Genomic DNA, 19,863 nt, shown 5'->3' with positions numbered 1-19,863 from the left:
ACCCCATTTGCATGAGGTGTTCCGATGTACTACGCTTCCAGCATCAGCAGTTGGTGAGATAGCGTTTGCAGGCGTTTGTGGCAATTCTCGATTTTAGTCGTATCTTTCTCGGTCATGGCTGTGAACAGCTTCTCCAATTCATCGTCCACTTCCATTTTGAGCAGCAGCAGCCGGGTCTCCCCTTCATTGGAAGCGTACATATCCTCCATTTCCTGAGCGGACAGCACCGGTCCTTTCTGATAAATAACACGCTGCTTAAAGCCAGTCACCTCGACCAGACGAATGACCTCGCCGAACAAAATATTTTCCACCAGAATATGATGATCCTTGACTCTTTTGACAATGGCATGACCTCGGGTGCTTCCAATCAGCTTCTCCAACCACTCAGCCAGCTTGGCATCGCGGATTACATAATCTCCAGCCAGCTTGTAGTGTCCTGTGCGCAATTGTTGAAAACGGAGCTTCACCAGCTTGCGCCCGGTTCTCACCGACAAAACCAGATACGACTCATCCTCGCTCCAGTACAGCGAATACCCTTCCGATATCAAATCCTTGATCAGATTATGGATATGCCGACGGCTAAACCGGAGCTCTAGATTGCAATATTCTACCTCACAGCCCTTGTTCACGGCATTCCCTCCTTCTTCAAGTCCGATTCAAGAAGTCCGGCTACAGCAAGCCTGCGGCTTTCCCGCTTGATCTTCCCTTGCTCTATTTTATACTTCATTTTATGTAAGGGTACTTGGTTATTTGACCTATTTTTATGAGTAACAGCGCACAATCCTACTTTTGCCTTATATGCTTGTACCGAGCCCGGTCTAAAGTCGGTCAAGCCCGTGACATTATGCTATAATCGGACATATTACGCCAAACGATATGGTTTAACCCAGTTACAGGAGGAATAGGAATGACATTTAGTGGATTTACTGCAGAGGACTTTGATGTTTTTGAAATACCAGGCTTGGAACCTCGCATGGAGGTGCTGATTCAGCAGGTTCGACCCAAGTTGGAGGCAATCGGCGAGGAGCTAGCCCCCTTCCTGACGGACTTATGCGGGGAACCTATGCACGTTCACGTTGCCAAGCATGCACGACGCAAGGTCAATCCCCCAATCGATACATGGGTAGCCTGGGCGGCCAATAAACGCGGATATAAGGCGTTACCGCATTTTGAGGTAGGTATGTTCGCTTCTCATCTTTTCATCATATTCGCAGTCATTTATGAAAGTCCGAATAAAATAACGTTTGCCCAGTCACTTGAAGCCAACCTGAGCGACGTGCGCTCTAATCTTCCAGGTCATTTCTACTGGTCCATGGATCATATGGCTCCAGAAGGTACAGAGCACCAGCACATGGACACGGAAGAGTTTCAAACCATCATTAACAAGCTGCAGCAGGTGAAAAAAGCCGAGGTCATGTGTGGACTCCGTATTGATCGTAATGACCCTCTCGTCGGTGACGGAGCAGCCTTACTGCAAACGGTACGATCTACCTTTAAGCATTTGCTGCCACTGTATCGGATGTCATTTCCAAAGGAGTAGCTTCCGATAAATACGGCCTTGCTCTGCTTTTGTGAGCACCTTTTGTGAACACCTTTCAAGCCTTAGCAACGGTTTTTCTCCGTGGATTGCGCGCCAAAACCAGATGACAACCAAACATGAGCAGCATCACAATTCCACTAATGATAAATGGAGCTGTGTGTCCAGCACGGTCCCATAAGGCTCCTGAAACGAGCGGGCCGATAACCATACCAGAGCCTTGGAGTGTTAAAAAAAAGCCCCATACCGTTGCACGCTCGCTTTCTGGAATCAGTTGGGCAAGAAATGTGTTCCATGCAGGCAAAATGAGCGCATATCCTAAACCAATAATGGCTACGGATGCAAACACAAGCGGAATGGTTTGTACAGTGGAAAAGAAAAATAGCGTGATCCCGGCAAGCAAAAAACCGATGTGCAGAAAATACTTGGTTCCGAGGCGATCTACCAGCTTGCCACAAGGTATTAACGCCAGCACAGTCACCCCACCGCCGGCAATCAGAAGCACGCTATACAGGTTCGGTGAAATTCCGAGATCTGTCCTCGCGTACAGCGTTAACACAGGGCTGATCAAACCGATGACAAAAGACTGTAAAAACAGCGCAGGGTAAATTAGCGGATTCACGTTAAGCTTGGTTTTGAGCGTGCTGATCGTCTCCTGAATACCTCTCAGCACTTGCTGCTTGTGTTTGAAGCTCCCATCCGCAGATATTAGAGCGTTATGTCCGGGTCCAGCTTTGCCTGCAGACCTGTTCGTTCCGGGCAGCATAAGAGCAACCAGTAGCAATACAATGCTGCATCCTATCAAAATCATGAACACCACACTGTAAGAGTGCCCATAGTGGGATATAGCGAAGTTCATCACGAGTGGCCCTAAGCCCGTTCCGCCCATGGACGCAATTTCCAGTGTCCCCATCGCCGCACCGTTATTGTTATTAGGCCCGGACATTTCAGTCGTTCCAGTCATTACACACGGCCAGAGCGGAGATGTCCCCAGTCCTAGTAGCAGACATGCGATGACGAGCCACACAGGCGCTGTCAGAGCGCTTAGCATAATGATTGCTACAAGGGTAAACAACAACGCGGTTGACATCGTTCCACGGTAACCAAGTCGTTCAGCGATCCAGCCCGCCGGCGCCCGGAATGCGTTGTCTCCGAAATACTGAAGCGAAAAGGCTAAACCGATAATTCCGGCAGACAGCCCCAACGTTTCTCCCATATATACTGGCAGGATGGATACCAGAAGAGATCCCTTCATAAATTCGACCAGAAATACCAGTATCCATAATTTAGCGAAAAAGGGAGTCCACAACTGCTGTGAAGCTTTTTTTCGTCTTAATTGCTTCATCTTTCCCACATCCTCCACCTTCGTTTTTTGTCTATACATTCCAGGTTCTCCGCCTACTCCGCTCTTTCGCAAATAAATGCATCCTCAATCGCTTGCATTCCTACTTCAAACTGCTATACTCAATTTTGTTCTATTATCAATTGCACAGGATTGTCGAATCCTGCATGAAAGGTTGTGACAACACTAATGAATCAAAGCACCACCCCGCTTTTTACTGCTTTAAAAAAGCATGCTCAGAGCAACCCGGTTCAATTTCACATCCCAGGTCATAAAAAGGGAGTGGGAGCAGATCGGGAATTTCGCGAATTTATGGGGGATAATGCTTTTTCCATAGATATGATCAACATCGCTCCATTGGACGATCTACATCAGCCGTCAGGCGTCATTGAAGAAGCTCAAAAGCTCGCAGCAGAAGCCTTCGGAGCAGATTATACTTATTACAGTGTACAGGGAACAAGCGGAGCCATTATCACCATGATTATGTCCATTTGCATGCCAGGTGATAAAATTATTGTACCCCGAAATATACACAAATCCATAATGTCTGCCATTATCTTCGCTGGTGCGAAGCCGGTATTTATTTCTCCGGTCAGTGATGAGAATCTCGGTATTCACCACGGGGTTACAACCAAGTCCGTACGCCGGGCATTGGAACGCCACCCTGACGCCAAGGGCGTCCTTGTCATCAACCCGACATATTACGGTGTGTGCGCCGATTTGAAGGAAATTGTAGATCTCGCTCACAGCTATAATGTGCCGGTCCTGGTCGATGAGGCTCATGGAGTACTGATTCATTTTCACCCTGATCTGCCGATGTCCGCCATGGAAGCTGGGGCAGACATGTCTGCTACAAGCGTGCACAAGCTGGGTGGTTCCTTGACTCAAAGCTCGATACTAAATGTAAATACGAAAAACGGATTCGTTAATCCGCAGCGTGTACAAACTATTTTCAGTATGCTGACAACAACGTCCACTTCGTATATCCTGCTGGCTTCGTTGGACACATCCCGACGCAATTTGGCCCTTAATGGCCATGAAATCGCACAACGTGCTCTGGAATTAGCTGAATATTGCCGCACAGAGGTCAACAAAATCGAAGGGCTATATTGCTTTGGCAGTGAAATTCTTGGCACGGAAGCTACCTATGATTATGATCCGACCAAAGTAACGGTTCATATTCGCCATTTAGGCCTTACCGGATATGATGTGGAAAATTGGTTGAGAGATCACTACAATATCGAAGTTGAGCTTAGCGATATGTATAATATTCTCTGTTTGGTGACTCCTGGTGATACCAAAGAGGAAATTGACATTTTATTAAAAGCTTTGCGCGAGCTGGCTTCACTGCACTATTCCACAGGTCAGCAGCATGAGCTGGTTGTCAAGATACCGGATATACCGCAGCTATCCCTCATTCCGAGAGACGCTTTTTACGGAGATACGGAAATCGTACCCTTCAAGGAATCTGCTGGCCGTATCATTGCAGAATTCATTTATGTATATCCACCAGGCATCCCAATCCTATTGCCGGGCGAAGTTATTTCGCAGGACAATATTGATTATATTGTTGATCATGTGGAAGTAGGCCTGCCTGTTAAAGGACCTGAGGATCGAACGGTACATCAGGTGAAGGTTATCGTTGAAACTGACGCTATTTCTTAAACAATGATCTGTTAGCATCTGCATGCAAAAAAATGTTGATGGTCAACAAAAAAAGCCCCCATTTGGGGGCTTTTCTAGTGTTTTGAAGAGCAAGAACAGCTGCTGTATCCAATCTTATTCGTATTGGGCAACAAGCTCGCTATAAGCTGCTTCTACACGCTTCCACTCATCTTCGTCCTCAATATTGTAAAGCACCATTTCTTCGTTTTCTTCTTCCATACGAAGAATGATACCATCCGCTTCGGGATTGCCACGCTCAAGCAACAGAGCATACACGTGATCTTCTACGTCAAAGGTCTCTACCAGCACCATTTCTACATCTTTGCCATTTTCATCAGTTAGCGTAAGAACCATTTCTTCATGTTCGTGGTCATGATCGTGGTTGCAGGCTTCACCGTGTTCATGTTTGTGATCACTCATGGAAATACCTACCTTCAAATTGTTTTATTTTCCCTCGTATCGTAACATGATCAAGAGTGCAGGTCAATTTGTGGTATGCCTAATTTATCGCTGTAATGACTTTTTCGGATACCAGTGTATAACTACCGTCTTTACTTTCTTTAATGTAGAAACCGACTCGATAGTTCCCTGCTGTTTTGAAATCATACGTAAAGTCGTTCGTACGGAACCAGAAGTTATCCTTTTGCGCTCCTTTGATATCTTGGGACTGAATATCCTTTACATTGCCCGAAGGGTCGGTAATCGCTACTTTCACTCCGGAGATATCTGTTTTCAGGGTATCAATTTGGCTGAAAACATTAAACTTCACTTTGTTACCTTTATTCACGTTACCAAACACAGTATCTCCCTTGAACAGGAACATATGCACGTTTGGCTGGTCGAAGACAACTTTTCCACCAGAGGGATCAAAATTTACAAGCCCGTTAAAGTCACGGATAGGCACATAAGTTTTCCCATCAATGACAACTGCGCCATCTTTTGACACTTCTCCGTTAATAATCAACTGCACTTGGTCCTTGGCGGACTCCGCCGAAATGACGGTCCCTCCCATTATTGAAAAGGCCATCACTAGGGCCATCACTTTTCTCCATTTCATACTACATATCCCTCCATCGTTATCTGTTAAAAACCATCTGTCGTACATTTATACCTAGCTCAGCCGCACAAGTTGCGCTGTGTTTCACAAATTGTCCAAAGTTTTTACATAAGGAGCCAAATCTTTAGTTCCTGCAGCCTAGATGTTAAAATACGATTGTAGAGTGTCTTATAACACATCGTCTGGAGGGTGAATCCATAATGGGCCTAACGATACAGATGCTTGGTACAGGTAGCGCCTTTGCCAAGCATTATTACAACAACAACGCGCTGCTGGATAGCGGGGAAGGCAAGCTGCTGATCGATTGCGGTACAACGGCATCTCTAGCATTACACCAGATGGGTGTCCCTTTGCCTGATATTGACGCTATTTTAATCACACATATTCACGCAGATCATGTCGGAGGCCTAGAGGAATTCGGTTTTCAAATGAATATCCTCCATCGTCGCAAACCTCTGCTTTATATCGCCGAACCATTAATCCATCCTTTATGGGAGCATACGCTCAAGGGCGGCATGTCACAGCAAGGTATGATTGACAAGCTTGAGGATGTATTCGAGGTAAATGTCATAACCCCTGGCGTACCCACCACCTTAGTACCGGGTATCCAGGTAGAGCTGATCCCTACACGGCATATTCCTGGTAAAAACAGTTACTCTTTGTTCATTAATGATCGTCTTTTTTATAGTGCGGACATGGTTTTTGATCCCGATTTACTTCATCATCTGGTGCATGAACGGGGATGTCGGAGCATTTTACATGAGGTTCAATTACAAGGTGCCGGAGAAGTCCATACAACGTTAGATGAGCTGCTAAGCTTGCCAACACCTCTTCAAGAGCAAATTCATCTGATGCACTATAGTGACGATATGGAACAATTTAGAGATAAGGCAGGGATTATGTCCTTTCTGGAGCAGCAACGAGTATATCCGCTAGTAAAATTGGAACGTGCAGAGTAACCGAGCTAAAGGGAGTATTAACAATTAACAAAAAGCCGCCCGACTTTCCTACAAAGGATAGCTAGGCGGCTTGCTGCATATTTTTTGTATACAATGATAAGCTTGGACGTTAATGTTGCGAGTCAAGGTCAGAACAACGGCAGTTGATCCAGGTTATTAGAAGGATCTCCATCGGCATCCCCTCGAATTCGTTTGCTTCCATCCTTGGCCTTGAACACGTTGACGCCTGCAATTGAACCTGCTTCAATCTCGTTCAACGCTTGGCTATAATCCAAAATCCGTCCAGTAGACGTCTGAAATGACGCAAGATCGCCATCCCCGTTTTTACGTACTGCCGTAATTTGTTCTCGTTCTGTATTAGCCATGCTGCATCGCTCCTTATCCATAGTATAGTGGAGGAACTTTTACTAGCATGCGCATTGTACAGCTTTGTATACACCCTGTGCCTCGACTATAACTTTTTACGCATACGTACATGCGGTATTTCCGCATCGTCAAAAGGTTCATCGGAGATCGTTTCATAGCCAAGCTTTTCGTAAAACTTCTCAGCTTGACATTGAGCATCTAACAACGAGTATCTCAGCCCAAGTTCACGTGCACGTTCCTCCAGTGCTAGCAGTAATACACGTCCATAACCTGCTGCACGATGCTCCTTGAGAACGGCAATACGTTGCATTTTAGCTGTCTCTTCATCGTAATATGTCAGCCGACCAGTAGCCACCATTTCCCCATGTTCACAAATTAGCAAATGATGGGCGGTATCTCCCAGCTTGTCATAATGATCAATTTCAAGATCCAGAGGAACCTTCTGCTCTTCGACAAACACTTTGGTACGGATCAATATTGCCTTCTGCAGTTGCTCTTCTGTTGTTACAGTTATAATTTCTGCGGCCATCATCTGTTCCTCCTATCCTTAATTTCAAATGTAAACTCACTAAATTTGAATTATATATATAAATAGTCATGAAGTACAGGCTGATTTCTATTTTTTCACTTTACATATATGGTTAATACATGATATTATCTAGTAACTACAGGACGGTAGCTCAGCGGGAGAGCATTATCTTGACAGGGTAAGGGTCATGGGTTCGATCCCCATCCGTCCTATTCGTCAAAAGCCTTGAAAATCAAGGCTTTTTTTGTTTTCGTTCAACAGTCAGATATACATCAAATTCATTTTTGGTGCCCGTTTGGTGCCCTTCATTATACTAAAGCAAAAATGGTGCCATATTCGGCACCATTTTTTTATCCTTCAAGCCACCTGAGGAATACTTCCTTAGATACTTTTATCATCCTTCCAACACGAACTGTATGGAACTGATCCGAATTCAGCAACTCGTATGTTTGTCTTTCACCGATCCCCAATATGGCTTGTATGTGCTTCGCATCAAGAACGGACGGATAATCTTCCTTACTCTTGAATTCCATGGTAGTCATCATCCCCTGTCCTTTCAACAATTAAATTCAAATCCATCGCCAGTTTGTAAAATGCCTTCCAACGTATTTTGCTATAAGTTCCTGAGCTTATTGGGGGCTGGAATTTAAATGAATAAACATTCTCGTGAGTGATGTAGTCATGCTCGATGTTCATATACTTTTCTTCTATATAAAAACTTCTCCATGCGGGGCAATCTGCGAACGATCCGTTCAATCCTTTCGCAATATTCCCGGCGAGCTGCTGGAGTATCTACATTATGAATAGCAATGCTTGCCGTTTGGTCAGTAGTAGTTCCAGTGAAGCTCCTTGGCGAATCACTCCAGATTGCAGTTGTTTTTGCTTCCCGTTCTTCAAAGGTCAAGAATTTATATAGCCTGTACTTCTCGAACGCCGCCTCTACCTCCGACTGTGTACGCTCCTGATCAATTCCAGGAAGAAAGCTTTGTTGACCCACCTTGTAATCACCTCATGCTCTGTAATTCTGTATTAAGTAAATCCCCCGACCGAAGCCGGGGAGTGTATAAGTGCAGTTTGCTTAGAAAGGCAAATCGTCGTCCGGGTTATCTCCACCTGCAGCACTTGCGGCAATCTCAGCGGCTGCGGCCTCTTCATCATCCAGCGGCAATTCAGCTTGGTTTGGATCGTCTCCCCGATTAACGTCTACTGTACCGTCCTTGGCGATGGTTCCTTTAAGTCCTTCACGATATGCCTTTTGTCCCTCCTGAAACTCGTCAATGTCCATTTGAGACTCGGTAATGTTCAATTCAATCCGTGCCAGCCAGTTTGTAAAATTCAAAGGTTTGGGCAGCAGAAGAGTCACCTTTAACTTCAAATTCTAAAACCGTCTTTTTAGCATCCTTCGCAGACTTTTTGAATTCTGCTGTTAACTCCACCTTATCCAGTCCCTTAATCGACAGTACGACAACCTCGCGAGTCATCTGGTTAAGCTCTGGGCGCCGCTCGTCCTCTCCTTTTACATAGAACTGCACAAGCTCCTTTTTGGAGTCTTTTGTCTGTTTATTGAAATGAGCTTTAATAGTTACGTTCATGGGTGGTTACCCCTCTCAGTTGATTTATTGAAAAACAGTTAGTATCGACAGTGCAATGATAGAAGCAATACATATATAGAACATGTCACTGATAAATCCCTTATTTTGTTCTCTATCAGCAAAGATACAAAGGAAAGAGATTACTAGAATTGAGCCCAGCAAGATCTTAAACCACATATTTGACGGTCACTCCTTCCGCTGATCTTTAGGAGCGAATTTATTTTTATATTTTTTGGACAGCTCGTGAATCACTCGCATTTTGGAGACTCCGACCTGCTTTGCGATATCTGAACGAGATACACCCGCCTTGGCTAATCTGTGAATTTCTTTGACAGTATTTTTAGGAATAGGATCACTCAGGCTATCTAGCAGTAAGTCCGGCACAGGAGTTGGAATATCCCAAGCAGTCGAGCCCGGCAATTTTGGACCCATACTGCGTTGGCGCTTCTGCACCTGACCGCCTGTGCGGTACTGACGTTTGACCATTCCGTTTACCTCCCTAATATGGTGGTTACTCCCCTAATGCTGTAACCGTAGTTCGCAGTTCCTTGGCAATTTCTCGGAAGCTATAGCTATCTACAGGTGTGCCGTCAGGTTTTATGAAAGATAATAGAATTTTTGCATACCCTTTAAGTGCCTTATGACCTTTTGATTCGAGTTCAAGCGCAGCTATTGTCCGGTCCTTCTCTGCCAACTGGTCCACTAAATCGACAACCTTGGCATAATGCTGATTGCTGGTTACACAGGTTTCACGCATGCTTCTGACTGCCGCCTCGCGTGACTCACAAGCAGCCTTGTTGCCTTCCTGTAATTCCTTTACCTGCTGCTGGAGTAAGTCTATCAAATCGAGTGTGTCATTTGGGCCCTTCCCTAAAAAGCTTTTATAATCCAATTTGCTCAACTCCGCTTCTATATTGTTTGGGTTCGAGAGATACTGAAATGCTTTGTTCTTTTCAGTACCGATAATGCTCATTTCCTTCTTGGCTTCAACCAAGTGATTCACATCAACTACCAACTCCCGGATCTCTTCCACTTGCATGAGTGGTTCAAGAAACTCCGGTATATCTCCGACAAAACTGCCAAACTGAAATAACCCGCGCGATGGGATCGGCGGGCCAATGTAAATTAAAATGCTCTCTTCTATTGTTAACACCTCCTTCCTTATGGAATAAGGGCAAAGAAAAAAGCACCGGTTAGGGTGCTTAAAATTATTGTGACAAAATCCGCTTGATCTCATCTTTTGATAAATTGGTTTTTTTGTCCAACTCATTCCATACCTGAAGCATCTGACCATACTTATAAAGAGTATTGCGGTGAGTATTATATCCGGACTTATTTTGTAAATCCTGATAGATGAGGTACCCCTCTACTACATACTTTGCAAATGAATAATGATCATACTCCTCATTCATGTCAAACCCCTTAAATCGAATGTCCGTTTCTTTGAAGTCAGATTTTTCAACATCGTCTAGTTCGGAGTAAGAAGAATGAATAGCCCGATATAGGTTGAGAATGCTGAAAACTTCATTACTAACATGTTCGGGCAAATCTTCTTGAACCATACCAAGTATTTCATCATAGTAAGGGGTATATCCGTTTTCTAAAATTTCTATTTTCGGATCGTAATAATCTCGGTCAGACGGATTCAATTCCTTTAATATTCGAATTGATTTAAAAGTATAACTCGTTCTGATTTTGTTAACATTCTATCATCTCCTTCGACACAACAATTCGACACATAGGAAGGATATTCTTTTTTATGCGCCGAAAGTATTAGTTCGAAAGGAGGTGTGATGTATGGAAAGGCTTGTAGATTCCATTTTTGACGTATTGGAAGCATTCTACGACAGGGTTATTTATCCGATTTTAGTAAAAGCGCTTGTTGTTGGTATTGCGTTCATTATGGTAGGTGCGATTATGCATAGTATACAGTAAATGATTTACATGTCCGCTTATATCAGTAGGCGCAGGGATCGAACCTGCCACAAATGGTTTTGAAGCCTTTCGCCACCAAGGAACATGGCCTACTAAAGTCCCCGGAGCTGATCCGGGGATAAACACTATTGCAACTATTTGACTACCAAAAAAACGTCCCCGACTTCTCAATCTCTATTAAAGCTCTCCACAGGAACGATACTAGCAGCTCGCCTTTTTCGCTTTCAATGGAAATCATGCTGTCCCACAAAACAATCCATCCGTTACCAAATGAATGAAGAATAAAAGCATGATGGAGAGACAAACACTCAATCAACATTCCGGTTGTAAAGAGCGGATATGCATCTGAATAGATGATTTTTTGCCCATTCCCATATATAAGAATGTAGTGATAATCTTCATCAAGCATGGTGCTCTCAATCACGTATGGAGTTTCTGGTTGTTCTATAATGAAAAACTGATCACCGGGCTTATAATCAAACCACGTCTTTTCACATAATGGGTCTAATATTTCTTTATCAATTGATAGCACTTCTTCGGGAGTTAAAATATCTCGTTGCCTAATAAACATGAAGACATCCCCTTGATGTAATTTATTTATCACCAAGATTCTAACTTTTTTGAGCTATTAGGTCGAGAATAAAACTATTTCACTCCTTCGCTTTTCACATCACTACTGCAGCTCTTTGACTACCTTAGCGATATGAGACGGGATAGTGAACCCTTCGCTCTCGGTCAGACTACCATCTGCATGCAGCTTGATAGCCAGTTGGTCGTATTCTTCCGTGCCTGTAGGGACAACAGGGTTACCATATGCGTGTGGACCTGCAAAGCTTATTACTCTACCAGTAGGGCTATACTTACGAGCCTCAGCCTCGGTATTTACCACCTTAAAGATATTATCCGAACCAAGATACCCAAATCCGCCGTTACGTACTGCGCTTGCCTCTGTACTCATTACAAAACACTTCCTTTTCTATTATTGTGAAAACAAAAAGAGCAGCGCATATACGCCACTCTCATTGATCCATTTATTTAGGTGCACGGTGTGGGAATCGAACCCACGCCTTTAGGTCTGTTTTACTCGGGCCCGCCTATGCTCTACCATTAAGCTAACCGTGCATACTAGTGATATTGAAGATACTAAAAAGGCCGGCACGTTGGCAGACCTCCTTACTGCATTTAAATAACAATAATTTGATTATTACAGTTCCCCTCGTGAAGAGCCTATACGAACTGACATCTCGCCCTCCATATATGCTTTACCCGAGGAAAGAGATACATAATACTTATTAGCACCAGGCCAAGCGCTTGAACTAATTTCACTGTAAGTGCGACCAGGTTCTACAGTTCCAGACATCATTTGTGAACCTGTTTCTGAGCCTCTGTTCACCGAAAATTTAATTGGCTGCTTACCGTCATTACGTATCCATACTTTAACATAGCCATAACCTGCAGGTATATCGAAACTCTCTGTAAGTTCTGTGTTGCGGAGAGTTCTATCAACCACCGATTTGGTAGCATAAGGAGTAATAACATGATCTCCCGCTTTTGGTGTATTCACATCGGTCAATGTGTTTGCAGACTGGGAAACTGCTGTTGAGCCAGTTGTAGCTGGTGTAGAATCAGTTACAGCATTTGAATCTGCAAAAATCGCATTGGGTACGGCAATAGCTCCCCCAATTAGACCTAGTGCCAAGGCTGGTGCAATAAAATGTTTTTTCTTCAAAGCTTATTCCTCCTATATTTGTATATTTAACTACCACCTCGGACTACTAAAAGATTCCATGTTTTTTTAATTTTTCTTACAATAAGATCATATTAAGGTAAAGCAAAGAGGGCAGACCATGACGGTTTGCCCTGTGTTTGTGTTGAGTTGGTTTCTGCATACGCACGTATGAAAATAGAGCCGTACAATGAATCTACGGCTCTTCTCACGTATTTTATGTGTGTATCCTTATAGCTTATTAAAGTTCAGATGTATTATCTGTTGTAAAACCACTAAATGTTACATCTACTGGTTTAGTTCCATCTCCATTCTTTCCACCTCTGAAGGTCACTGTATAGTCACCAGATCGCACACCTTGCTTAACTCCGGGATAACTCTTCCAACTGTCCGAACTTTTTCCGCTCAAGACTTCTTCATAATAATTTTTATTAGTGTCATTATGTGTCACAATTATTTTTACTGGATCACTAGAATTGTTCTTAAAGTTAATTTTAACATACCCATATCCACCAGTCACTTTAAAGGGAGCTGTCGCACTACCTTCGCCAGGTAAGCTTTTCACAGTACTCCCGAATTTATCCTGCTGGTGTTGAGGAGTAATAACATGATCTCCTGGTGTTGGTGTATTCACATCAGTCGATGTGTTTGCAGATTGGGAAACTGCTGTTGAGTCAGTTGTAGCTGGTGCAACATCCGTAGTAACTGCGGCAGAAGCAGTTAATGGAATTGCAAGAGCTAAAGACAAAACGGATACTACAGAAGCTTTTTTGATGTTTTTCATATTCAGATGCCTTCTTTCTTTTAATTTTTTTGTACCTGCACAACTTTATCAATCAAATCATTATGTATAGAATCTATTAGAGCATTCATGATCGATAACGTTTTTACAGGTATTTATGAACATTTACATTATAAGTCTTTTATTGTAATTATTCAACAAAAAAATGGGTTTTGATTCCATGTTAGCAGAAGCCCGGATTTGAACCGGGACTGTGGGGAACTGACCCACGTAGCGCACCTCGCATTCTGCATGAAACCCCGCCAGACCGCACGAACGCGTCACGTACAGCCTGGGCTTACAGGTAATGATATAAGCTTTGTTGGAATCCGGTACTTGTTTACGCGACCAGTTGCGCTCCTGATCCACTCTTTAGCAGCTAGGATCACCGTGGGGAATGCGCTTGTCAGACGCACATTTAGCAAGAGTGGAGTAGTGAAAATAGAAAGAGCAACATGCCCGCTTGTCCTACCTTTGCGGCTCTCTGTAGGTCTTATAGCAAGGGGCTAACTGGTGCCGCTCGTCTTACGCCTACCACCGTCAAACAGGAATGTGTTTGTGTCGGGTGCTGCTCTCTTTGTTTTCCATGTTATAAGAATACACTATAGAAAACCTAATGACTGATAGGATATTGCTATTATCTTAGAATTTTTTCGCTATTTCTTTCGTACGTTTTTGACATCAACAAATCAAGACACTTCATTATGATCAACATATTGATTATTTAGAGTCACTTGTTTATCATTATAGTCATTAGGAAGGTGATTAGATGATTGTAAATAAACTAAGTGAGGTTATGGGACGTAAACGACTTAAAATCTCTGATGTAGTTGAAATGACTGGATTAGCTCGTAATACCGTTTCAGAGCTTTATCATGACCGAGCCAAGCGGGTTGATTTTGAAACACTTAACAAAATATGTACAGCTTTAGAGTGTGTAAGTTTGAACGACATAATAGAGTATCAACGGGAGGCTTCGGAATGACCGCATTTAAAGACGACAACTTAAAAAAGAACAAATGGTATTTTGTAATTGAAGATGGGGAAGGAAAAAACCGTAAGCGAATTAAACGGCGGGGGTTTAAAACTAAGAAAGAAGCCGAAGCGGCAGAGTTGGAATTGAAAAATCAATTAAAAGGAGGTCTCAATCTTGAAGCTTCCAAAACTTTGTACCGTGACTATATGAAAGAACACCTCCGAGACAAGCTCACAAGTGTTAAAGCAGGAACTCTCAAAATGTACACCGCATTGGTCAATAATCATATCCTGCCTGTTCTTGGTGGTCTTGAACTTGCCGAGATTAAACCACGGCATATACAAAACTTGTACAATTCACTATTTGAGTCCGGTAAATTATCGGGCGAAAATATCCAAAAAGTTCATTCCATTATAAATGAATCATTAAATAAGGCTGCAGCACACGATATGATCGTTAAGAATCCCGCTCTAGCCGTAAAAAGGCCAAAAGCAGAGAAAAAGGAAATGCTATATTGGTCTGATGATGAGGCTCACAAATTTTTGAATGCTTCAAAAGAAGATCGCTATTATTATGCTTTTCTCTTAGCTCTTACCACAGGCATGCGGCGTGGCGAAATACTGGGGCTTCGCTGGAAAGATGTTGATCTTGAAAAAAGAACCATTTCTATAGTACAAACGCTTTTGTTAGATGGAACATTTCAAATAGGAGCAAAAACAGATGCGGGGACAAGAATGATCGGAATTGATAGTAACACTGCTGCTGAATTACGAAAATTAAAAAAACGTTGCAATGAAGAAAAAATTAGCGATCCAAGTATTTACCAAGACAATGATCTTGTAATATGCACAAGCATAGGGACCCCCGTTTGACCCCGTAATCTAAATCGTAGTTTTACACGGCTCGTAGATAAAGCAAAGGTACTAAAAATCAGACTGCATGATCTGCGCCATACCCACGTTGTCGTGTTGTTGAAAGCGCGAGAAAACAATAAACGCATTGCTGATCGCCTTGGTTGGGCCAGTGTAAAATTGATTGATCGGTACGCTCACATCATGCCAAGCATGCAGCAAGAAACAGCTGATTTATTTGGAGATATGTTCTATAAAACTGGTGCCGAAATTGGTGCCGAAAAAGGGGTAAATTGAGGTTTTTACAGGAAGCAACGGGAAAAATAAAATTTCACAAAACCCTTGTTCCGTAAGGGATTGGAGGTTATCGGAGTCTATCGGAAACTCGCGCCTGTATCTTGACAGGGTAAGGGTAAGGGTCATGGGTTCGATCCCCATCCGTCCTATTCGTCAGAGGCCTTGATTTTCAAGGTTTTTTTTGTCTAAAGATAGAGCGAATGGTGCTGAGAAGAGAAACTGGTTTTTTGTTCAAGATTTAAGCGACAAAAAAGCCAACCTGAAATAAGGTTGACTTTTTATATACACTACACTTAAGCAGCAATATCTCTTTTTTTCAGTCAGATTGAATTACAGCAAAATCAATAGGCAATACGTATCTCTTCTATTATATAGAAGAACAACTAAGCCCAGCACCCCAAGCACAATAAACCCAATGCCCCCTAGATTACGATATAAACAGCTCCACTCTCACTGTCAATCTCCGTCGGGTAAGTGGTCACACATCCTGTATCCGGCTCTCGCACCTGGCCGGTGGGCAGGTCGACTCTCCAATCATGAAGCGGACAATGGACCACCGATCCGCATATCATCCCTTCGGATAGCCGTCCCCCTTTGTGTGGACAACGATTCTCAAGCGCACGCACACTGCCGTCACTTAGACGGAATATGGCTATCTCTGTGTTATGAATGCGAACGGTCCTTGCTCCACGTCGGTCAATTTCGTTCAGGTCTGCTATCCTGATTCTACTGGTTGTCGTATTGCTCTCCATTTGGTCCGCCCCCTATTCCATTGCTGCATTAAGCTCTGGCAGCTGCACAAAATTTTTGCGCAGCTCTTCGTTATGAATGATTTCGTGCCACGGATCAGTCGTTGTGCTTAGCGTCTCCTCAATTCTGGTTACCAGTTGCCGCCTCGTCTCCGCATCTGCTAGTACCTGTTTGATCGAGTCCACGCCTACCCGATCCACCCAATGAGCTGTGCGTTCGTTCCAATTCGCCTGCTCACGGTAATACTGCAGATAGGCGCCAGTCCATTCCATCACTTCGTCCTCAGTTTTAACGGTACAAAGCAATTCTGCCGTCCGCACCTTAATACCACCGTTACCACCAATGTAGATCCCCCAGCCACCATCGATAGCGACAACACCCAAATCCTTGATCGTCGCTTCTGCACAGTTACGCGGACAACCCGACACAGCCAATTTGACTTTGGATGGCGCATTCAGACGTTCGAATGCCTTTTCCAACCGGATACCCATGCCCATAGCATCCTGAGTGCCGAAGCGGCAAAAAGTGTTGCCAACACACGTCTTGACCGTTCGCAGCGTCTTTCCATATGCATATCCTGACGGCATATCCAACTCAGACCAGATTCCCGGTAAATCTTCCTTTCTTACACCAAGCAGATCAAGACGTTGGCCACCTGTAAATTTAACCAGAGGCACGTTGTATTTTTCCGCGACAGCAGCAATCTTCTTCAGGTCGGCAGGTGAAGTAACGCCTCCATAAATGCGGGGCACCACAGAGTAGGTACCGTCTTTCTGGATATTGGCATGGTACCTTTCATTCGTGAATCTGGATTCCTTTTCATCCTCATAATCCTGTGGCCACAACATACCCAGATAATAATTGAGGGCCGGGCGGCATTTGGTACATCCTTCAGGTTCGTTCCAGTCTAGCACGTTCATCACTTCTTTGACGCTCTTCAACCCCATGTCGCGGATCCCATCAATAATGGCTTCCCGATCAAGTGTCGTACAACCACATATCCCCTCTTTAATCCCTTCCCTGGTTTCTGCGCCTGCATACAGTTGTAAGAGCCCTTCCACTACTGGCTTGCAGCCGCCGCATGATGCCGATGCTTTCGTACAGGCCTTAATCTCCCCGAGACTCCCACATCCAGCCGCAATCGCCTCTCTGATGTCATGCTTGGTAACACCGTTACAGCCGCATACAATTTCGTCTTCAGGCATCTGTTCCAGCGTCATGGCGCCGCTACCTTCCGGTTGACCAGGGCTGTATCCCAGCAACAGTTCTTTCTCTCGACCAATCACCGACTCGCCACTTTTGATCAGAGAAAACAACATGGCTCCGTCTGACGTATTGCCAAACAGGACAGCTCCTATCAATTTTTCTTCCTTGATGACGATTTTTTTGTAGACACCACTAATATCATCCTGATATCGCAGAGATCGTGTTCCCGGCTCATCCTTGTAATTCCCTGCTGAAAACACATCGACGCCCGATACCTTCAATCTTGTCGAGGTAACGGAACCACTATAGCCGGGAGTCTCTATTCCCGCAAGTCGCTGGGCCAGTACACCACCCTGCTCATATAATGGGGCAACCAGTCCGTATGTGATTCCCCGGTGTTCTGCACATTCTCCAACGGCATATATGCCGGGAATATTCGTTTCCATGTGATCATTTACGATGATGCCACGGTTTACGGGAATCCCAGCCGACATCGCTAGTTCAATATCTGGTTTGATACCTACTGCCATAACGATCAAATCCGCCTCCAGCTCACTGCCGTCAGCAAATTTCAATCCTTCTACGCGGCGACGCCCGGTGATAGCCGCCGTCCGCTTATTGACCAGAAAAGTCATTCCCTGTTCCTCCAGCTCGCGCCGTAACATAAGGGAAGCAGTCTCATCCAGCTGCCGATCCATAATATAGTCGTTAATATGAATCACGGTAACATCCATCCCCAAATTGAGCAGCCCCCTGGCTGCCTCAAGCCCAAGCAATCCGCCGCCGATCACAGCTGCTTTTTTGTGTGTCTTCGCCGTCTCCATCATCGTCTTGCAGTCACGAATATCCCGGAACCCGATCACACCATCCTTGTCAGCTCCTGGAAGCGGCAAGATGAAGGCTTTGGAACCTGTTGCCAACAATAATAAATCATAAGAGACACATACACCTGAACGTGAGGTCACCTGCTGCTTCTTCGTATCGATCGCTGTGACAGGATCATCAGTATATAATCGGATATTATTGTCTTCATACCAACTCCAATCGTTGATGATAATATCCTGCAGACCAGCTCCTCCGGCCAAAACAGAGGACAGCATGATCCGATTATAGTTTGGATGGGGCTCGGCCCCGAATACCGTAATCTCATAAGCACCTGGCGCAATCTTTAGCAGATGTTCGAGAGTGCGTATCCCCGCCATGCCGTTGCCGACCAGCACTAATTTTTGAATGTAGTTCATTAGGTCACTCCCTCTCCCATATTGATCCTTAAAACATAAAAAGCCTGCTCTACATACAGGAATGCAAAACATCCCTCACATGTAAAAACAGGCTTCATTGCCGGTTCATCGAATACGCCGTTGTATCCATCCGAGTATGAATTTAAAAGTACTGTAGCCAATATATAACGATTCAAATTACATGTCAATATTCCTTACGTATTAATTCGTAAAAATTATATTTTATCACTAAGTTACATATTTATGACGTATAAAACATCACTCCGCTACAAAATTAAGATTGATTTTCAGTTCAAAACACGCCAAAATGGTTTAAAAGTCTGTTTCTACCTCATGATGATGGAAAAGAACAACAATCACACAAAGTTGTATGTCACATTTCTTATCAAGCATTATAATCCCCATTGCTAATTATCCTTCATGTTAAAGAGAGGAGGAGCCCGCTTGCGTTCCTTGTTGGTAATTCACTCACATGCTAATCCTGCATCCAAGCAGACAGACGCCATTCCCTCATGTCAGACTGGACCTGAGCACCTTTTAGAGTCCAACGGATATCTGCCTTTGCCCTGCCGCAATGAATCTGAAATCAAACAGCTCATCGATGATGCTGATGCGGCGGTACTGAACATACCGGTCGGCACAATCAGGCTGTGGACTAGTAGATTGGAGCAAACCAAAGCAATTCCGTTGCTATGGTGGTGTAGCGCGATATCAGCGCAGACATCGACGGAGGCTTGCGAAGCAGACATTACTGTCGACGGCATTTTAATCCCTACCATGGCAGCTCATGAGCTGAATTGGGCTCTTCATTTTAGCGCCAAACGCTTTTTTGAACGCCAGCACTGGCAAAGTGAACGCAAACAACTGACCGCTCGGCTGGAAGAACGCAAATGGATTGATATGGCGAAGGGGATCCTTGGCGAAGTAAACGGCATTCAGGAAGCGGCGGCTTATGATCTGCTGCGTAAAAAAGCGATGAATGAGCGCAAACGAATCGTTGATGTGGCCATCTCCATTGTGAAAGCACACCAAATGCTAAAAGCATAAATCTGA

General features: G+C 44.1%; 26 protein-coding genes, 2 tRNA genes and 1 pseudogene. 9 read left to right on the top strand and 20 right to left on the bottom strand.

What is annotated here, in order from left to right:
* Positions 1 to 29 precede the first annotated feature (29 nt).
* The gene (locus ABEW32_RS15555) at positions 30 to 629 is read right to left on the bottom strand and encodes a hypothetical protein (RefSeq protein WP_430189000.1); all 600 of its coding nucleotides are present in this window, start codon (positions 627 to 629) and stop codon (positions 30 to 32) included.
* 278 nt (positions 630 to 907) lie between these two features.
* On the opposite strand from ABEW32_RS15555, the gene ABEW32_RS15550 reads away from it, so the two are divergent.
* Positions 908 to 1,540 carry a DUF1054 domain-containing protein gene (locus ABEW32_RS15550; RefSeq protein WP_430188998.1) on the top strand — a complete coding sequence of 211 codons (633 nt, stop codon included), beginning with the start codon at positions 908 to 910 and terminating at the stop codon, positions 1,538 to 1,540.
* A gap of 55 nt (positions 1,541 to 1,595) precedes the next feature.
* Here the strand turns inward: ABEW32_RS15550 and ABEW32_RS15545 are convergent, their stop codons facing one another.
* Positions 1,596 to 2,882: an MFS transporter gene (locus tag ABEW32_RS15545; protein WP_430190377.1), complete on the bottom strand. Its 1,287-nt coding sequence runs from the start codon at positions 2,880 to 2,882 to the stop codon at positions 1,596 to 1,598.
* Positions 2,883 to 3,068: 186 nt separating this feature from the next.
* Between ABEW32_RS15545 and ABEW32_RS15540 the strand changes: the two genes are divergently transcribed.
* Positions 3,069 to 4,544: an aminotransferase class I/II-fold pyridoxal phosphate-dependent enzyme gene (locus tag ABEW32_RS15540; protein ID WP_430188995.1), complete on the top strand. Its 1,476-nt coding sequence runs from the start codon at positions 3,069 to 3,071 to the stop codon at positions 4,542 to 4,544.
* A gap of 114 nt (positions 4,545 to 4,658) precedes the next feature.
* Here the strand turns inward: ABEW32_RS15540 and ABEW32_RS15535 are convergent, their stop codons facing one another.
* Together ABEW32_RS15535 and ABEW32_RS15530 are read right to left on the bottom strand one after the other, a co-directional pair.
* On the bottom strand, positions 4,659 to 4,964 hold the full coding sequence (locus tag ABEW32_RS15535) for a DUF1292 domain-containing protein (protein ID WP_007431055.1): 306 nt from the start codon (positions 4,962 to 4,964) through the stop codon (positions 4,659 to 4,661).
* A 79-nt stretch (positions 4,965 to 5,043) separates the two neighbouring features.
* The gene (locus tag ABEW32_RS15530; protein ID WP_013371897.1) at positions 5,044 to 5,601 is read right to left on the bottom strand and encodes a hypothetical protein; all 558 of its coding nucleotides are present in this window, start codon (positions 5,599 to 5,601) and stop codon (positions 5,044 to 5,046) included.
* A 200-nt stretch (positions 5,602 to 5,801) separates the two neighbouring features.
* Here ABEW32_RS15530 and ABEW32_RS15525 point away from each other — a divergent pair, with 200 nt between their 5' ends.
* Positions 5,802 to 6,560, top strand: a complete 759-nt coding sequence (locus ABEW32_RS15525) for an MBL fold metallo-hydrolase (protein ID WP_430188992.1) — start codon at positions 5,802 to 5,804, stop codon at positions 6,558 to 6,560.
* A 128-nt stretch (positions 6,561 to 6,688) separates the two neighbouring features.
* On the opposite strand, the gene ABEW32_RS15520 is transcribed toward ABEW32_RS15525, so the two are convergent.
* Both ABEW32_RS15520 and ABEW32_RS15515 read right to left on the bottom strand, forming a co-directional pair.
* A complete protein-coding gene (locus ABEW32_RS15520; protein WP_016822393.1) occupies positions 6,689 to 6,925 on the bottom strand; it encodes a DUF3892 domain-containing protein in 237 nt (78 codons plus the stop codon).
* 86 nt (positions 6,926 to 7,011) lie between these two features.
* Positions 7,012 to 7,455, bottom strand: coding sequence for a GNAT family N-acetyltransferase (locus tag ABEW32_RS15515; RefSeq protein WP_430190375.1), 444 nt, complete (start codon positions 7,453 to 7,455; stop codon positions 7,012 to 7,014).
* A gap of 140 nt (positions 7,456 to 7,595) precedes the next feature.
* On the opposite strand from ABEW32_RS15515, the gene ABEW32_RS15510 reads away from it, so the two are divergent.
* Positions 7,596 to 7,667 (top strand) — tRNA-Val (locus ABEW32_RS15510).
* A 138-nt stretch (positions 7,668 to 7,805) separates the two neighbouring features.
* Here the strand turns inward: ABEW32_RS15510 and ABEW32_RS15505 are convergent.
* From ABEW32_RS15505 to ABEW32_RS15475, 7 genes are all read right to left on the bottom strand, one after another.
* Positions 7,806 to 7,988, bottom strand: coding sequence for a helix-turn-helix domain-containing protein (locus ABEW32_RS15505; protein ID WP_430188989.1), 183 nt, complete (start codon positions 7,986 to 7,988; stop codon positions 7,806 to 7,808).
* 146 nt (positions 7,989 to 8,134) lie between these two features.
* Positions 8,135 to 8,452, bottom strand: a complete 318-nt coding sequence (locus ABEW32_RS15500) for an ArpU family phage packaging/lysis transcriptional regulator (protein WP_430188986.1) — start codon at positions 8,450 to 8,452, stop codon at positions 8,135 to 8,137.
* A gap of 81 nt (positions 8,453 to 8,533) precedes the next feature.
* The gene (locus tag ABEW32_RS15495; protein ID WP_430188984.1) at positions 8,534 to 8,794 is read right to left on the bottom strand and encodes a hypothetical protein; all 261 of its coding nucleotides are present in this window, start codon (positions 8,792 to 8,794) and stop codon (positions 8,534 to 8,536) included.
* Positions 8,763 to 9,047: a hypothetical protein gene (locus ABEW32_RS15490; RefSeq protein WP_430188982.1), complete on the bottom strand. Its 285-nt coding sequence runs from the start codon at positions 9,045 to 9,047 to the stop codon at positions 8,763 to 8,765. The genes ABEW32_RS15495 and ABEW32_RS15490 overlap by 32 nt, the downstream gene beginning before the upstream one ends.
* Positions 9,048 to 9,233: 186 nt before the next feature.
* Positions 9,234 to 9,533: a hypothetical protein gene (locus tag ABEW32_RS15485; protein ID WP_430188979.1), complete on the bottom strand. Its 300-nt coding sequence runs from the start codon at positions 9,531 to 9,533 to the stop codon at positions 9,234 to 9,236.
* Between the two features lie 25 nt (positions 9,534 to 9,558).
* Positions 9,559 to 10,200 (bottom strand): hypothetical protein, encoded by a 642-nt coding sequence (locus tag ABEW32_RS15480; RefSeq protein WP_430188976.1) that lies wholly within the window; start codon positions 10,198 to 10,200, stop codon positions 9,559 to 9,561.
* A gap of 55 nt (positions 10,201 to 10,255) precedes the next feature.
* Positions 10,256 to 10,708, bottom strand: a complete 453-nt coding sequence (locus ABEW32_RS15475; RefSeq protein ID WP_430190372.1) for a YfbU family protein — start codon at positions 10,706 to 10,708, stop codon at positions 10,256 to 10,258.
* 136 nt (positions 10,709 to 10,844) lie between these two features.
* Here ABEW32_RS15475 and ABEW32_RS15470 point away from each other — a divergent pair, with 136 nt between their 5' ends.
* The gene (locus ABEW32_RS15470) at positions 10,845 to 10,982 is read left to right on the top strand and encodes a hypothetical protein (protein WP_155742240.1); all 138 of its coding nucleotides are present in this window, start codon (positions 10,845 to 10,847) and stop codon (positions 10,980 to 10,982) included.
* Between the two features lie 142 nt (positions 10,983 to 11,124).
* Here the strand turns inward: ABEW32_RS15470 and ABEW32_RS15465 are convergent, their stop codons facing one another.
* The 5 genes from ABEW32_RS15465 to ABEW32_RS15445 form a co-directional block, all read right to left on the bottom strand.
* Positions 11,125 to 11,553 (bottom strand): hypothetical protein, encoded by a 429-nt coding sequence (locus ABEW32_RS15465; RefSeq protein WP_430188974.1) that lies wholly within the window; start codon positions 11,551 to 11,553, stop codon positions 11,125 to 11,127.
* A gap of 102 nt (positions 11,554 to 11,655) precedes the next feature.
* Positions 11,656 to 11,940 carry a hypothetical protein gene (locus tag ABEW32_RS15460; protein ID WP_430188972.1) on the bottom strand — a complete coding sequence of 95 codons (285 nt, stop codon included), beginning with the start codon at positions 11,938 to 11,940 and terminating at the stop codon, positions 11,656 to 11,658.
* A gap of 82 nt (positions 11,941 to 12,022) precedes the next feature.
* Positions 12,023 to 12,104: transfer RNA gene (locus ABEW32_RS15455), tRNA-OTHER, on the bottom strand.
* A gap of 82 nt (positions 12,105 to 12,186) precedes the next feature.
* A complete protein-coding gene (locus ABEW32_RS15450; RefSeq protein WP_430188969.1) occupies positions 12,187 to 12,711 on the bottom strand; it encodes a hypothetical protein in 525 nt (174 codons plus the stop codon).
* 238 nt (positions 12,712 to 12,949) lie between these two features.
* Positions 12,950 to 13,492 (bottom strand): hypothetical protein, encoded by a 543-nt coding sequence (locus tag ABEW32_RS15445; protein ID WP_430188967.1) that lies wholly within the window; start codon positions 13,490 to 13,492, stop codon positions 12,950 to 12,952.
* A 766-nt stretch (positions 13,493 to 14,258) separates the two neighbouring features.
* Here ABEW32_RS15445 and ABEW32_RS15440 point away from each other — a divergent pair.
* From ABEW32_RS15440 to ABEW32_RS15430, 3 genes and pseudogenes are all read left to right on the top strand, one after another.
* Positions 14,259 to 14,474 carry a helix-turn-helix domain-containing protein gene (locus ABEW32_RS15440; RefSeq protein ID WP_430188965.1) on the top strand — a complete coding sequence of 72 codons (216 nt, stop codon included), beginning with the start codon at positions 14,259 to 14,261 and terminating at the stop codon, positions 14,472 to 14,474.
* Positions 14,471 to 15,337: a site-specific integrase gene (locus ABEW32_RS15435; RefSeq protein WP_430188963.1), complete on the top strand. Its 867-nt coding sequence runs from the start codon at positions 14,471 to 14,473 to the stop codon at positions 15,335 to 15,337. The genes ABEW32_RS15440 and ABEW32_RS15435 overlap by 4 nt, the downstream gene beginning before the upstream one ends.
* Positions 15,338 to 15,352: 15 nt before the next feature.
* Positions 15,353 to 15,613: pseudogene (locus ABEW32_RS15430) on the top strand (tyrosine-type recombinase/integrase); the annotation flags it as partial.
* Positions 15,614 to 16,035: 422 nt separating this feature from the next.
* Here the strand turns inward: ABEW32_RS15430 and nirD are convergent.
* Together nirD and nirB are read right to left on the bottom strand one after the other, a co-directional pair.
* The gene (gene nirD / locus ABEW32_RS15425) at positions 16,036 to 16,365 is read right to left on the bottom strand and encodes a nitrite reductase small subunit NirD (RefSeq protein WP_430188961.1); all 330 of its coding nucleotides are present in this window, start codon (positions 16,363 to 16,365) and stop codon (positions 16,036 to 16,038) included.
* A gap of 12 nt (positions 16,366 to 16,377) precedes the next feature.
* Positions 16,378 to 18,810 (bottom strand): nitrite reductase large subunit NirB, encoded by a 2,433-nt coding sequence (gene nirB, locus ABEW32_RS15420; protein WP_430188958.1) that lies wholly within the window; start codon positions 18,808 to 18,810, stop codon positions 16,378 to 16,380.
* 444 nt (positions 18,811 to 19,254) lie between these two features.
* Here nirB and ABEW32_RS15415 point away from each other — a divergent pair, with 444 nt between their 5' ends.
* Positions 19,255 to 19,857, top strand: coding sequence for an ANTAR domain-containing response regulator (locus ABEW32_RS15415; protein ID WP_430188955.1), 603 nt, complete (start codon positions 19,255 to 19,257; stop codon positions 19,855 to 19,857).
* The last annotated feature ends 6 nt before the right edge of the window (positions 19,858 to 19,863 follow it).

Source organism: Paenibacillus jamilae, from assembly GCF_050482105.1.
GTDB lineage: Bacteria > Bacillota > Bacilli > Paenibacillales > Paenibacillaceae > Paenibacillus > Paenibacillus jamilae_B.
Note: the sequence above shows the minus strand (reverse complement) of the source record. Positions and strands in the feature narration are given on the sequence as shown.